This is a genomic window from Candidatus Binataceae bacterium (assembly GCA_035500095.1).
Lineage (GTDB): Bacteria > Desulfobacterota > Binatia > Binatales > Binataceae > JAKAVN01.
This window is the reverse complement of sequence record DATJXN010000149.1, coordinates 19,151-32,964: the sequence shown is the minus strand read 5'-3', so window position 1 is coordinate 32,964 and position 13,814 is coordinate 19,151. Positions and strand designations below refer to the sequence as shown.

Genomic DNA, 13,814 nt, shown 5'->3' with positions numbered 1-13,814 from the left:
CTGCCCCCTCAGATGCGCGCTGCGGGCCTTGCGGCCCGCAAGCGCCCGTCAAATCCTGCGCGATCGGGGCGGACGGTTCATAGTTTCCGATCGGATGAATGACGAGCGGCTTGCCGAGCGGGCCGCCGACGGACAGGTCTTAAGTGATGTCCAAGTGCGAACTCTGCGAGCTGCGTGAATATACCCAGCATTACGCCCGCTTCATTCATCCCGTGGTGTTTACCATCCTCGATTGCGATTCGTGCGACACGCCGATGGCCGTGCTCGGAGAGCATCGCGCGACCGCAACCGAAGCCGAACGCGCTCTGATGGTCGACGCGCTCTCGGCCGTCGCGCGCGCCAAGTTCGGCGATGACAAGTTCGTCATCGACGGCGTCATGCGACAGATCCCCGATCATTGTCATATTCATGCCCGCCCTCGGTTTTGGCGCGGATAGAGATCTCCCTTTCACGGCCGGCAGCGCTTCAAAGGCCTCCGTAGAAATCCATCAAAACCGCTGGTTCAGGGCGCGTCTTTGTGGTATATGCGCGCCGGTATAGCGAGTGGGGAGGTACCCGGCAGCGCCGGGTACGAACGGTTACGGCATGGAGGTCTCGGGGGAGATGTCTAACGGCACGGTCAAATGGTTTAGTTCCAAGAAAGGCTACGGCTTCATTACCATGGAAGACGGGCAGGAGGTATTCGTCCACTACACTTCGATCGACGGCAACGGCTTTCGCTCACTAGAGCAAGGCGAGGAAGTTCAGTTCGAGGTCGCCCAGGGACCCAAGGGACTTCAGGCAGCCAAGGTATCGCGCCGCTAGCCTCAGTCAGCACCTTTCCAAGCAGCCTCGCGGCGGGCCTTAACGGGCCCGCCGCGAGAGCGCAACCCGCAAAACCGACGCGGCCTCGGGCCGTCGGCTTCATCCGTGCCCGGAGGGATTTCGCCTCGGAGAACGCCCCTTTCGAAGCGGCACCTTTCGAAGCGGCGATTCGCGCCGAATCGTCTCGAACCCATAAGATACGGCGACGTGACTGGATCTGAAGCCCGCGGCGCCGCTTTTGCCCAGAGCCCTCCCGAAGGATCGGCCGATACCGATCGCCTTACGCACTGGCTCTCGCAATATTCCGAGCCTCGCGTGGTCGGCACACTGGCGGCAGTGGCGGCGGCGATCCGCCTTTTTCTGGTCGTCACCAGCTACTGCATCTCGGCGGACGGCGTGGCCTATATAGCGATGGCGCGCGAGTTTTACGCCGGACGCCCCCGGGAAGCGCTCGCCTGGGTCTTCTCGCCGCTCTACCCCTTCCTCGTCTCCATAATCTATCGCGCAATTGGCAACTGGGAACTTGCGGGCGAGCTTTTGTCGGTGGCGCTCGGCACCGCCGGCGTCGTGTGGCTGTACTACCTGATGCGCGAGGCCTATGGACGCCGCGGCGTGGCCGCCGGCGCAGCCGCGCTCGCGGCGATCCATCCGATGCTCGCCGCTTATTCGGCTTCGGCGCGCACCGAGGCCGGGTACATCGCGCTCCTGACCGCGACGCTGCTGCTCGTGGTGCGCGGGGTCAAGCGCCAACGTCTGGCGGACGTCGCGGCCGCCGCAATAGTCTGTGGACTCGCCTATCTGTATCGCACCGAGGCAATCGGGGTTCCCGCGCTCCTCGCCGCGATGCTGGCCGGTGGTTCGTTCGTCTGGCGCCGATGGACGCTGCGGTGGGGCCTCGCCGCCGCCGGCGTGCTTATCGCGATATTCCTGCTCGTCGCTGCGCCCTACCTGCTTTGGCTGCGCGCATTTACGGGCCATTGGACGGTCGGCCGGCAGCTCGTCACGATAACGATGGAGGCAACCGGCATGACGGTCGGCAAGCTCGAGCGATTTCGCGAGATGGGTTATCAGCCGACAACCTCGTGGCTGACCGCGATCGAACTCGACCCTCGCACCTACGTAAGAAAAGTCGAGCGCGACTTTTTCGGCTCGTGCTACTCGCTTGTCCAGGCCCTCGGACCGCTGCTGTGCGCTGGACTGATCATCGGTCTCTGGGCCGACAGCCGTTCGATCGCTGCGCGGTGGGGAGAGACGATGCTCGCGGCGCTGTTCGCGATGTACTTCGTCGGGTTCGTGCTCACGGGCACCGGTACGCGCCTGATGCTTCATGTGGTCCCGTTTACGTTCGGATGGGTCGTAATCGGACTTGACGAGACCGCGGGATGGCTCGATGCGCGCCTCTCGCGGACGCGCTCGCCGCTTGGACGGATGCTGTCGGGTCCGGCAGTCGTTTTTGTCGTCCTAATCGCGCTCCTGCCGCGCACGCTGTTCCCGCTCGGCTACGACCAGCGCGGCATGCGCTATGCCGGGCAGGAGATCGCCCGGCGCAGGGATGCCGCGGCGGCCGTCGCGGGAACTGACCCCCGCGTGGCCTTTTATGCCGGCGCAGGCTTTGTCCCGCTGCCGGCCGCTCCCGCGCCGCGAGATGACCTCTGCGGGTGGCTTGCGGCACATCCTTCGGCCAGTTATCTCATGATGGATGACCGCGGCGAGCGGGAATGGGGCGGAGCCGGGGGGGGGCCATGTCTGAATTTGATCAAGCGATACCCGCGCAACGGAACCGCCCACTACGATCTTTTTTCCGTGCGCCGCGCGGGTACTGTCACACCGAGATAAGCGCCGGGCCGAGACCGTTCCGCGCGCGCGCGGGCCGACGATGAAGCGCGCGCTCGAGCCGACGCATCTGGAGCCGGTCGTCGGCCGCGGCACCAACTCGATCGCGGCGGTGCAGGCTGCTCCCGAACTCGCGCCCGAACTTTCAATCGTCGTGCCGATGTTCAACGAGGCGCCCGTACTCGACCGCCTGTTCGAACGCCTCGGCAAGGTGATGGAACGGCTAGGGCTCAGCTACGAGATCGTGGCCGTCAACGACGGCAGCAGCGATGAAACCCTCGCCGGTCTGCTCGCGCATCGTGCCCGCAACCACGCGCTCAAGGTGCTCAGCCTCTCGCGCACCTTCGGCAAGGATATCGCACTCAGCGCCGGGCTCGACTATGCGCGCGGGCGCGCGGTGGTGCCGCTCGACGCCGATCTGCAGGATCCACCCGAGCTGATCGAAGAGATGGTGGAGCTGTGGCGCAAGGGCTACGACGTGGTTTACGCGACGCGCAAGGAACGGCCGGGCGACACCTGGCTCAAGCGCACCACGGCGCATTTTTTCTACCGCGTATTCGAAGCGATCGCGGACGTTCCGATCCCGCGCGACACCGGCGACTTCCGCTTGCTCGACCGGCGCGTCGTGGACGTGATGGTCCGGCTGCCGGAGCGCACGCGCTTCATGAAGGGGCTGTTCGCGTGGGTCGGCTTCAAGCAGACTGCGATCTATTACCAGCGCGAGGAGCGCCAGGCCGGCGGCACCAAGTGGAACTACTGGCGGCTGTGGAACTTCGCGATGGACGGGATCACGTCGTTCAGCTCCTTCCCGCTCAAGGTCTGGAGCTACTTCGGCTTCACCATCTCGGCCTTCGCCTTTCTCTACGCGGTGGTGCTCGCGATCCGAAAGCTGCTGCACGACGTCGACGTGCCGGGCTATACCTCGCTGATGGTGGTGCTGCTGTTCCTCGGCGGAATCCAGCTCATCACGCTCGGCATCCTCGGCGAGTACATGGGCCGGGTCTATAACGAGGTCAAGGGCCGGCCGCTTTACGTGATCCGCGAACTGCACGGCTTCGATGGCGACTGATTCGCCGGCCTGAGCGGAGCGAAGCCGCGGGCTATTTCCCGCGCAGCATCGACTCGACCTTCGGCAGCGCAGCCTCGATCTCCTGCTGATCGGTAAGCCCGCCGAGGAACGGATCCTCTCCCAGACGGGTCATCCTGCGCGGCATCGTCTTGATATTGAATTTTCGCGGATCGAGGCCGCTTCTCAGTTCATTCCACTTGAGCGGCGCCGAAACCGGGGCGCCGGGCTGCGGACGCACGGCGAACGGCGCCGCGATCGTTTTGCCCTGCCCAAGTTGCAGATAGTCGATATACACCCTTCCCTTACGCGCGGCCGGCGTGCGCGTCACCGTCGCCGCGTCGGGTATCCGCGCCACCACCACCCGCGCGACTGCTTCGCAGAACATCCGCGCCTGCTCGTAGGTGTAGTGCGGCCTCAGTCCGACCACCACATGGAGACCGGCCTGCCCCGAGGTTTTGACGTACGGACGCATCCCGACGCTCCGCAGCACGCGGGCAGTTTCCTCGGCGACGAGCACGGCCCGCTCGGTGGTCGAACCCTTGGGATCGATATCGAACAATAGCCAGTCGGGATTGCCGAGGCTCGGCGTCCGCGACGACCAGATATGTATCGGTATCGCGCCCATGTTCGCGACGTATTTCAGCGCCTTGACGCTCTCGAGGATGAAGTAGGAAATCTCGCGCCGGGAATCCTCGGAATAGATCTTCACGCGGCGAATCCATCCGGGCACGTAGCCCGGCGCATCCTTCTGAAAAAAGCTCTTGCCTTCGATTCCGTCCGGATAGCGCGTCAGCATCACGGGACGGTCTTTCAGATACGGCAGCATCCACGGCGCGATAGTCTCGTAGTATTCGACCAGGTCGCCCTTGGTGTAACCCTCGGCCGGCCAGAAAATCTTATCCGCGTGCGTGATTTCCACGTGATCAGGATCGTGCGTGTGAGCGGTGCCTTTCACGGGATTCGAAACCTCCGCCGACTTGTCCCCCGTTTGGTTATTCGTCGAGAGATTTGCGGATGGATCCGGAGATGCCGGACGCGAGGGCTGCGCGAAGTTCTCGGGGGCGAGGAGCGTCGAGGCTTGAGGCGCGGCGCCTGGCGGACTCGACGATGGGCTCGACGATGAATCCGGGCCCTGGTACGCGCATTCGGCGGCATTCGCTCCCTCGATCAGCCCGAGGAAGCTCGGATGGCGCACCACGCCACCCTCGGTCCATTCCGTGAAGCGCACTTCGCATACCAGGTCCGGCCTGCAGAAATGCGCGCCGGACGGGATTGCCGGTTCGCCCGGGTCGCGGCGTCGAAACGGCGATGCAGAGATCGCGCGCGCGCGCAGCTTCGCACCGATCGTTCGCAGCCGCTCATCATCGAAGCCGGTGCCGACACGGCCCACGAATCGCAGTACTTCAGGCGCCTCGTACTGCCCGACCAGCAGCGCGCCAAAATGCGTGCGCGAGCCCGCAGGCTCGGTCCATCCGCCGATCACGAACCGCTCGGTACGCGGGCACTTGATTTTGAGCCATGCACCACTGCGGCCTGCCGGATAGGGCGAGTTCAAGCGCTTGGCGACCACGCCCTCGAGCCCAAGCTCTGCAACCGCGTCGTAAAACTGGCGTCCGCTGCCCGTGTGATAGTCCGAATAACGCAGCAGCCCCTCGTCGCGAACGACTCGGCGGAGCATATCCTTTCGCTGCTCAAGCCCCAGGCCGCGAAGATCGAAGCGATCGAAGGCCAGGAGATCGAACACGTAGTACTGGGCCGGATGGGCGAGCGCCATTTCCGCGATCTGGCGGCGATCCCGCGCCTGGATGCGCCGTTGCAAAGCCTGGAAATTCGGCCGTCCGTCGGGACCGAACGCGATGATCTCGCCGTCGAGCACGAAGCGGGCAAATGGCAACTTGCTGAGTGCGAGCACCACCTCAGGATAGTTGGCGGTGGCTTCAAGGCCGCTGCGGCCGAAAATCCGTATCGCAGCACCGTCGCGGATCGCGAGCGCGCGCACTCCGTCGTATTTGATCTCGTGCAGCCACTCCGGACCCTCGACCGGACCGTTCACCAGCTTCGCGAGCGCAAAAGGAAACCGCTCAGGCACGACCGCGTCCTTCAATTCCGGCGCGCGCAGCTGCTCGAGCTCGGTGACCAGACGCGCCGCGAGCGTGGACGCATCCGAGAGCTCCTGGAGCGTAAGCCCGGACAGCACCGAGCGGGGCCGGCTTTCCGCGATGTCCGTTTCGGTCGAGGCGAAGGCGTCGTGCCGCTTGATCAAGAGCCATTGCGGCTTTTCGTTACGGCTCGCGCGAGCCTCGGACTTGCGCCCGCTCGTCCGCACCATCGCGTACCCGCCTCTGAGCTTGAAACCGAACATCTCGATGTCGAGCTTGCCCGCGCGGACAGCGCCGGCCACGTCGTCCGGCGGATCGGCCAAACGATAGACGCCGCGGTCCCAGACGATTACCTCGCCCGCGCCGTAGTTGCCCTCGGGAATGATCCCTTCGAAATCGCCGTACTCGATCGGATGGTCCTCGACCATCACGGCAAGCCGTTTATCTGCGGGATTGAGCGACGGTCCTTTGGGTATCGCCCACGAGCGCAGGACGCCCTCCATCTCGAGCCGGAAGTCGTAATGGAGCCTCGTCGCGGCGTGCTTCTGCACGACGAACATTCCGCCGGCGGGCCGGCCCGGCAGCGGGGTTTCTCCGAAGGGCTCGGGCGTGCGCTCGGCGCTGCGTTTGCGGCGATATTCGTCGAGCGTCATTATTTTTCGTTCAATCTTCGCCTTCCGATTTTTGATCGGAAACTGTATGGATTCCGCGGCGGCGGTACCGCTAAGCTGATTTTATCCGGGAGGGCTACATCAATGGCATCACGTCCCGTCGGCAACGGCAACATCTCGTTCGGCCTGGTTTCGATTCCTGTGCGCCTTTTCCCGGCGACACGGTCCAGATCGGTCAGCTTCAACCTGTTGCATGCCAAGGATCTGAGCCGGATCCAGCAGAAAATCTTCTGCCCCGTGGATAATACGATTATCGACCGCAGCGAACTGGTGCGCGGCTATGAAGTTTCCAAGGATCGCTACGTCACTTTCAGCGACGATGAACTGAAGACCCTGGAGGCGCGCGGCGGCAACCATTCGATCGAGATAACCGAGTTCGTCCCGCTGGAGCAGATTGACCCGATCTATTTCGAGACCGCGTATTACCTCGGATGCGATCAGGCCTCGGCCAAAGCCTATCGCCTGCTCACCGACGCAATGACAAAGACCGGGCGCGTCGCGCTTGGGCGTTACACGCTGCGCGGCAAGGAACACGTCGTGGTTCTGCGGCCCTACGAGAAAGGGCTGATGATGCACACGATCTACTATGCCGACGAGGTGCGATCGATCGACGACGTTGATCGCGCGACCAACGAGGCCGCCAAAGAAAGCGAACTCGCCCTGGCCGAGCGGCTAATCGGCGAGCTCACGAGCAAGAAGATAGACCTGTCAAAGTATCACGATACCTTCCGCGAAAAGGTCGAAGAGGCAGCGCAGCAGAAGGTCGCCGGACAACAGGTGACGGAAGCGCACGAAGAGCCGCGGCGCGGCCAGGTGATCGACTTGATGGCCGCGCTCAAGGCTTCGCTCGAAAAGCGCGGGGCTGCCCGCGCTCCGGAGCACGAGGCCGAAGCCGCCGGCGAGTCTGCCGAGGAGCCCGCCAAGGCGACCGGCACGGGCGACGCCAAAGCGCACGCCCGTGCACCGCGCGCGCGCGCCGGCGCGCGCCGCCGCGCCGCATCCAAGAAGTAGCAGAAGCCAGCTGGGGCCGCGCGCCGTTCGGTACGCGGCCTCAGCCGCTCCCGGCCAAGCTCCGCAGCCTGCGGACCGCGATCAGTGTTGAGGTCCGACGGTGTCCTGCACGATCAGCGCATGCAGCGCCTCGCGCTTGAAAATTCCCGCCACCGCCCGCGTCAGCGCGACCGACAGCACCTCGCCCGGCCGGTCGTAGATCGGCACGTCATCGCCCATCCCGGTGCCGTTGTCGGCCGGCGGGTCGCTATAGGTCGCGGTGCTCTCGCCCTGCCAGAAGGCGACGTTGAACGGGGGCTTGTAGATGACCACGTCGATGGCGACGTCGGCGGTGGTGAACCATCCCAGGCTCGAGCTTGGCGGCGCATTCACGTCGGTCCCCGTATGTTTGTTCACCCAGCATCGGACGATCCTGCTCTCCAGTACGTAGTCCTCGTTGGTTTCCTTGAGCGCCGCGTCCAGCGAGTCGTTGGACGCCGTGGCAAGCATCCCGGCCTCGTCGGCCGAGCGCACGATCGCGCCCTGCACGATCGGGCCGAGCGCGGTACTGAAAATTCGCTGGACGACGGCGCCGTCCGGACCGAGCATCACGCCCGTGGCGGGATTGCCGTCCTGCGGCGCATGGGCCTGGCCCCCGGTGTCCTTGAAGTCGCGCGCGTCGGTCGGCATCAGCACGATTATCCGGCGGCGCGGATAGCTGTTCTGGTAACCCTTAACCTGAAAGGGGAAATAGGTGAGCGTCTCGAGCGCGGTCGGCGGCTCGGCGGCAATCTCCTGCTGGACGGTGGTGGCGCACGCGGCAAACAGCGCCGCGGCCGCGATTGCGGCCAGCGCGCCGGCGAACAGTCGCAAGCCCGTAGTTTCTAGCCCCACAGCGTCTCTCAACCCGGGCCTCAGTTCTGCGCGGCCTGCGCCCGCTCGCGGAAGATAAATAGTGTGCCGCCGACCTCGACCCGGTCGCCGCTGTGCAGCGCCTGGCGCCCGCTCACCGGACGGCGGTTGATCAGTATCTGGCCGCCGCCCGCCGGACTGACCACGAAATCGCGCCCCTCGCGGCGGATGATCGCGTGATGGGCCAGCACGCTCTGGTCGCCGAACAGGCCGATATCGCTCTCCTCGGCGCGCCCGATGATCGTGACCGGCTTGGTCAGCGGATATTCGCGGCCCTCGCGGGCGTTGCGGCTCTGGCTGCGGATCACCATCAGCCATCCCCGCTTGAGCAATTCGCCCACCAGTCCGATGAAGAACCCGATCAGCATGCCAAGCACGATAATCGCGATCGCGCGGCCGAAAAATTGAGGAAAGGTGGTGGTCAGCGTCTGGTAGCAGAGCCCGCCGAGCGCGCCGCCGAGAAGACCGCCCAGCGCGCCGTTGCGTTTGCGCGCGCCCGACCCGGACGCCCATCCAACCCCCAATCCAACCGCGACGCCGAGCAGCGCCCATCCCAGCACGCGGCCGACAAGCCCGTGCAGGATGCTGAAAAGGATCTCGCCGCCGACCAATCCCGCGGCGCCGCCGATCGCGCCGAAGATCGCGCCGCTCTTGACCCCGCGCATCGCCTGACGCCATTGGCTGACGCTGAGCGCCTCAATCGAGGCGAGAAAGCCGCAGATGAACAGTCCGATAATCAGGCCGGTCGTCGCGTCGCGCAAATAGTAGCTGCGGATGCCGGCGAACGATTCCTGCACACCCCATGCGGCGAATCCGCCCATCCCGCCCGCCGCGGAGTAAAAAAGGAGCTTTTCCCGGGAAACGTTACTCGCCATAGCGTGTCCAGCCACAAAGCATTGCGCGTGGCGCTCGTGCGTTCAAGCGCGCCACGGCTGATTGATGCCCATCGTGGTTGGCGCCTGGAGTTACCGAGTGGCCGCGAATGTTTTGAATAACCCGCAATTCGCGAGCGCAGTTCCGCACCGCCGCCGCGCTCAATTGGTGCGCGATGCTCAATTGGTGACAGTCGTCCAACTGCCCCGCTCGCCGGTGGGCGTCGCGGAGAAGGTTCCGCTCAGCTGATCGGCACTGCGGCGGCCGTCGAAGTAGAGCGTCTTGGCTCCGTACGGCACCTGGAACTCGACGTGGTTGCCGCGGATAAAGCCCTGGATCGGCGTAGCTCCATAGTTGGCCAGATGGATCACCATCTCGCCGTGCAGAAAGCCATTGGGTTGCGGGCGCAGGCGCAACTCGAGCGGTATGTTGTTGGTGCCCGCGAGCCCGTCGATTCGGCCGGTGGCGAGGGTCGGGACGTCGATCGTGCCGGTTGCCGCGCCGCCGCCGTTGAGGCTGCTCGGCGGCGAGCTCAATGACGCCCCCAGCGAGGTTGGGGGGTAAGCCGGCGAATTGTCCGCGAGCACGTGGAATTTTTTCTGCGCCACGTATTGGCCGTTCAGATAGAAATTGACCGTGTACTGGCCGGGCACGAACGCGCCGCCGGCCGAGTTGCCGACCCGTCCGCTGAAGATCGCGGTGCGCGAGTTGGGCGGCACGATACGGATGTCGTCCACGCTGCCGAGCGTATGGCCGTCGGGCGCGATGTAAGCCGCGTCGACCCGGTATTGGCCGGTATCGAGATTGTAAAGCCGATTTTCGAAGGTGATGCGCCAGTTCACGAAGAGAACCTTGGAGGCATTGAAGCTGGTGCTCGGCCCGGCCAGCGGAGTGCCCGACTTGGTGCTGTTGAGGAATTCGATCTCCGCCAACTGTAAGGGCTTGCGCCGGCGAGCTTCGAGCATCGCGAGCCGCTCGGCTTCGTCATGCGCCTTGGCGTTGTCCGCCGCCTCGCGCGCCTTCTCTGCCGCGTTGGCGGCCTCGGCCGCCTTCAACGCCGCAAGGTCCTGGCTGACCGCGAAGGCCTGCTCGGCGATCGGTTGGCTGTTGACGTAAATTGCAACCTTGTAGTTTCCGGGCGGGAGCGCGCCCAGGTCAGGCATCAGCGCGACGCCGCTGAACTGGGCCGAGTTCTCGCCCGGTCCGACAAAGCGGCTCGCGTCGCTGGACGCGATCTGCAGGCCCGAGGGGCTCAAGAAACGCGCCTCTACCTTCTCGTCCTGTCCCTTGAGTCCCGCCAGCCGATTGACGAAGGAAGCATTCCACTGCAGGTACTGATTGTTCGCCAACTCGATATTGGTAAAGGTCGCCCGCGGCGAGCTGAGCGGCGCGCCCGAGCGGGTCGAGAGTTGCAGCGTCATGCGCTGGAAATCGAGCGGATGAGCCGCGGCGGCGTTCAGGCGCTCTTCAACCTTCCAGGGCAGACTATCGATGAACGATTTGACGCCGAGCCGCTGCTGCAACTCGGGATTGTTGTAAACGTAGGTCGCGCCGAACGCGCCGCCGGCTACGACCACGAAAAAGGCGGCGAACGCCACGGCGCGGCGCTTGCGCCGGTGGCGGCGGCGCGGATGCGGCGGCGCGGTTACCTCGGCCGTCTCACGCGGCAGCACGAGATCGGCGGTGCCGCCGTGGGAGGTGACCGCAGGCCCCCCGACCGCGTCGCCGAGGCCCGTGCCGTAGAGCATCATCTCGCGGAAATCCTGGATCGTCACGGGGCGCGCGTCGGCCTGATAGGCGAGAGCGCGATCGATCGCGCCCGCCAGATTGGTCGAGACCTCCGGACGCAGGTCGCGCACCGGCGGAAAGCTGAACGGCGGATATTTCTCCGGATCGCGCCCGGTGAGCGCATAGTGCAGCGTGGCGCCGAGCGAATAGATATCGCTTCGCGGATCGACCGCGCCCTGATACTGCTCGGGCGGCGCGAAGCCGAGCGTGCCGATCATCGTCCCCTTGCGCGCGCTCTTGAACAGGCGCGCGATGCCGAAGTCGATCAGCACCACCCGCCCCTTCGGCGTCAGCATCACGTTCGACGGCTTCATGTCGCGGTAGATGACCGGCGGCGCGAAACCGTGGAGGTAGGCCAGCACGTCGCAAAGCTGGCGCGCGATGTCGATTATCAGCCCCTCGGGCAGCGGGCCGCCGCGCGCCGCGATCTCCTCTTCGAGGTTGCGGCCCTCGACGTACTCCATCACCAGGTAATGGCGATTCTGGTCGTCGAAGCGGTCGCTTATGGCGGGAATGGCCGAGTGCTTGAGCTGAGCCAGCGTGTCGGCTTCGCGGGCGAAGTATTCGTTGGCCTCGATTCGCTGCTGCTGGTCGATGAAGTGGTCGACCATCTCCTTGACCGCGCAATAGCGGTTGGCAAGCCGATGGTCGCGCGCCAGATAGACCATCCCCATCCCGCCGCCGCCCAGCAGGCGCTCGATCTCGTAACGGTTTTGCAGGACCGTGCCGGACGTGAGCGGCTCATTAGGCAACCCGCCGGATGTGCCTGTCTTCGCCATCAGTCAGCAAACACAACGATTACCGAAACGTTGTCGGTTCCACCCCCTGCGTTCGCAGCCACCACCAGTTCGCGCGTCGCCGCGTAAGGAGCGTCGTGGCGGCGCAACACCTCGCCGATAGTTTGGTCGTCGACGTGAGCGGTCAGTCCGTCGCTGCAGAGCATCAGGCGGTCGCCGCGCTTGAGTTTGAACGCCATCCCCTCGGCCCCGGCCGGCCCGCTCTGGCGCGCGCCGAGCGAACGGGTGATTACGTTTTTGTGCTCGTGATGGCGCGCCTCTTCGGGTGTTATCTGGCCGATTTCGATTAGCCGCTGCACGAGCGAATGATCGCGGGTCAACTGGCGCAACCCCGAGGCCTCCGAGAAGTGGTACACCCTGCTGTCGCCGACCCATGCCACAGCACCCTCCGGCGGCGCGATCAGCACGCTCACGGCGGTTGACCCCATGCCGCGGGACTCAGGATGAGCCGCCTGGTATTCGATAATCCTGCGGTTGGCCTCCTCGAGCGCCGCCGTCAACAGTTGACTCGGGTTTTGGGCTTCTGCGCCACCTAGCCCATCTTCAACATACTTACGAATTGCGCCCACGGCAATTGCGCTGGCCACCTCGCCCGCTTCCGCCCCGCCCATTCCGTCGGCGACGACGTAAAGATAGCTCTCGGCCGGCTCGATGAGGCTTTGGCGCACGAACTCGGCCGCCATCACGGCATCCTCGTTATGTTCGCGCACCATCCCGACGTCGGTCATCACGGCCGCGCGAATCCGGATCGTGGCGCTTAGGCGCACCAGCTCCGCCTTGAGCGCATCGACCGTCGGCCATCGTCCCTTCGGATCGAACAGCAGCGCGCGGCGGACCACCTGCTCCAGTTCGGGCGAAACCACGTGCGGCGGGTAAAAGCGCACGGCGCCCGCCTCCTCGCGCCAGGTCTCGGACTCCAGCCGCTCGCCGGTCAGACAACTGTAGAGCAGCGCGCCGATCGAAAAGACGTCGGCCTGTTTGTCAACCCGCTTGCCACGATAGACCTCGGGCGCCGTGTAGCCGTCGTTCAGGATCGGCTCGCCCAAAAGCTCGTTGTCATTGGTGACATAGTCGAGGCCCAGAAGCTTCACCCGCCCGCCGGGGCCAAAGGCGATCGATTGCGGGCAGATGTCGTTAAAACGCAGCCCCCGCCGGTTGAGAAACGAAACCGCCTGGCAGACCTGGATCGCAACGTTAAGCGCCTCGCCCTCGCTCATCCTGAGCCCGCCGCGGCGATGCGCGAGCGGAACGAACTGTTCGTCCGGGTAACACAGGTAGACGCGTCCGCTATCCGCGAAGCCGCCCGTCGCGCGCTGGAAGGCCGGATGGTTCAGCGTGAGCGAAAGCGCGAGCACGCGTCCGAACAGGTCGCCCAGGTCTTCCTGTGTTGCGGGGGATTCCGCACCGTCGGGGGCCGCGCCTTCGGCCGTGCTCACGCCCGCAGGGGCCTCGGGTATCGGCGGCGCAGGCTCTGGAACCGCCGCAGACTCGCTGGAGGCCGCCGCTTGCTCTTGAGCCAACGGCTCGGTCGCTCCGCCAGCGGGCGCCGCCGTAGCGCCCGCCCGCGCGGCCTCCGCGCCCGCACCGCCGTTCGCCGCGACCGCGGTCTCTTGAGAGTCGGCCGCGACGGCTGCCTGCTCGGCCGCTGCCTTGGACCCGTTCGAACCCGCTACCGCCGCGTCGGCGGGCGGCGGTGCTGAACGCTTGAGTTCGGCGGTCTTTGCACGCGGCCCGGTCGGATCCTCCGGCGGAGCCGTGGCTGCGCCCGCCTGTTCTTGCGGGGCGGGCGCAGGTCGGAGCCGCTCGCGCAATTGCACAAGCTCGGATGGGGCGCCATCGCGCGCGCGTTCGGCGCGATAGCGATTCTCGAGCGCCGAGCGGCCGATCACTTCGACGATACGAAATTCGCCGCCGTGCACCGGCGCGCCCGGCTCGAGCGCCGCGATCGCATATTCGACCTTGGGCACGGCCGATTTCG

At 65.3% G+C, this 13,814-nt stretch carries 10 protein-coding genes; 5 read left to right on the top strand and 5 right to left on the bottom strand.

Translation table 11 applies throughout. From position 1 onward, the window contains the following. Positions 1–146: 146 nt before the first annotated feature. The 4 genes from VMI09_17020 to VMI09_17005 all read left to right on the top strand — a co-directional run bounded on the left by VMI09_17020 (position 147) and on the right by VMI09_17005 (position 3,706). The gene (locus VMI09_17020; protein ID HTQ26394.1) at positions 147–437 is read left to right on the top strand and encodes a hypothetical protein; all 291 of its coding nucleotides are present in this window, start codon (positions 147–149) and stop codon (positions 435–437) included. A gap of 166 nt (positions 438–603) precedes the next feature. Next, positions 604–804, top strand: coding sequence for a cold shock domain-containing protein (locus VMI09_17015; protein HTQ26393.1), 201 nt, complete (start codon positions 604–606; stop codon positions 802–804). Positions 805–1,011: 207 nt separating this feature from the next. Next, positions 1,012–2,640, top strand: coding sequence for a glycosyltransferase family 39 protein (locus VMI09_17010; GenBank protein ID HTQ26392.1), 1,629 nt, complete (start codon positions 1,012–1,014; stop codon positions 2,638–2,640). 40 nt (positions 2,641–2,680) lie between these two features. Further along, positions 2,681–3,706, top strand: a complete 1,026-nt coding sequence (locus tag VMI09_17005) for a glycosyltransferase family 2 protein (GenBank protein HTQ26391.1) — start codon at positions 2,681–2,683, stop codon at positions 3,704–3,706. Positions 3,707–3,737: 31 nt separating this feature from the next. On the opposite strand, the gene ligD is transcribed toward VMI09_17005, so the two are convergent. Further along, positions 3,738–6,458, bottom strand: coding sequence for a DNA ligase D (ligD, locus tag VMI09_17000; protein ID HTQ26390.1), 2,721 nt, complete (start codon positions 6,456–6,458; stop codon positions 3,738–3,740). Positions 6,459–6,560: 102 nt separating this feature from the next. On the opposite strand from ligD, the gene VMI09_16995 reads away from it, so the two are divergent. Beyond that, positions 6,561–7,487 carry a Ku protein gene (locus VMI09_16995; GenBank protein HTQ26389.1) on the top strand — a complete coding sequence of 309 codons (927 nt, stop codon included), beginning with the start codon at positions 6,561–6,563 and terminating at the stop codon, positions 7,485–7,487. A gap of 81 nt (positions 7,488–7,568) precedes the next feature. Here VMI09_16995 and VMI09_16990 read toward each other — a convergent pair whose 3' ends face one another. The 4 genes from VMI09_16990 to VMI09_16975 all read right to left on the bottom strand — a co-directional run bounded on the left by VMI09_16990 (position 7,569) and on the right by VMI09_16975 (position 13,803). After that, entirely contained in the window at positions 7,569–8,360 is a 792-nt protein-coding gene (locus VMI09_16990; protein ID HTQ26388.1) for a hypothetical protein, read from the bottom strand. A 20-nt stretch (positions 8,361–8,380) separates the two neighbouring features. After that, a complete protein-coding gene (locus tag VMI09_16985; protein ID HTQ26387.1) occupies positions 8,381–9,253 on the bottom strand; it encodes an FHA domain-containing protein in 873 nt (290 codons plus the stop codon). A 177-nt stretch (positions 9,254–9,430) separates the two neighbouring features. Next, entirely contained in the window at positions 9,431–11,818 is a 2,388-nt protein-coding gene (locus VMI09_16980) for a serine/threonine-protein kinase (protein ID HTQ26386.1), read from the bottom strand. Then, a complete protein-coding gene (locus tag VMI09_16975; GenBank protein HTQ26385.1) occupies positions 11,818–13,803 on the bottom strand; it encodes a Stp1/IreP family PP2C-type Ser/Thr phosphatase in 1,986 nt (661 codons plus the stop codon). The genes VMI09_16980 and VMI09_16975 overlap by 1 nt, the downstream gene beginning before the upstream one ends. Positions 13,804–13,814: the final 11 nt, after the last annotated feature.

What these genes read in the sequence shown, in the direction of transcription:
- VMI09_16985 (HTQ26387.1), bottom strand. Translation starts at nt 9,253, where the DNA reads ATGGCGAGTAACGTTTCCCGGGAAAAGCTCCTTTTTTACTCCGCGGCG.
- ligD (HTQ26390.1), bottom strand. Translation starts at nt 6,458, where the DNA reads ATGACGCTCGACGAATATCGCCGCAAACGCAGCGCCGAGCGCACGCCC.
- VMI09_17020 (HTQ26394.1), top strand. Translation starts at nt 147, where the DNA reads ATGTCCAAGTGCGAACTCTGCGAGCTGCGTGAATATACCCAGCATTAC.
- VMI09_17005 (HTQ26391.1), top strand. Translation starts at nt 2,681, where the DNA reads ATGAAGCGCGCGCTCGAGCCGACGCATCTGGAGCCGGTCGTCGGCCGC.
- VMI09_16980 (HTQ26386.1), bottom strand. Translation starts at nt 11,818, where the DNA reads ATGGCGAAGACAGGCACATCCGGCGGGTTGCCTAATGAGCCGCTCACG.
- VMI09_17015 (HTQ26393.1), top strand. Translation starts at nt 604, where the DNA reads ATGTCTAACGGCACGGTCAAATGGTTTAGTTCCAAGAAAGGCTACGGC.
- VMI09_16995 (HTQ26389.1), top strand. Translation starts at nt 6,561, where the DNA reads ATGGCATCACGTCCCGTCGGCAACGGCAACATCTCGTTCGGCCTGGTT.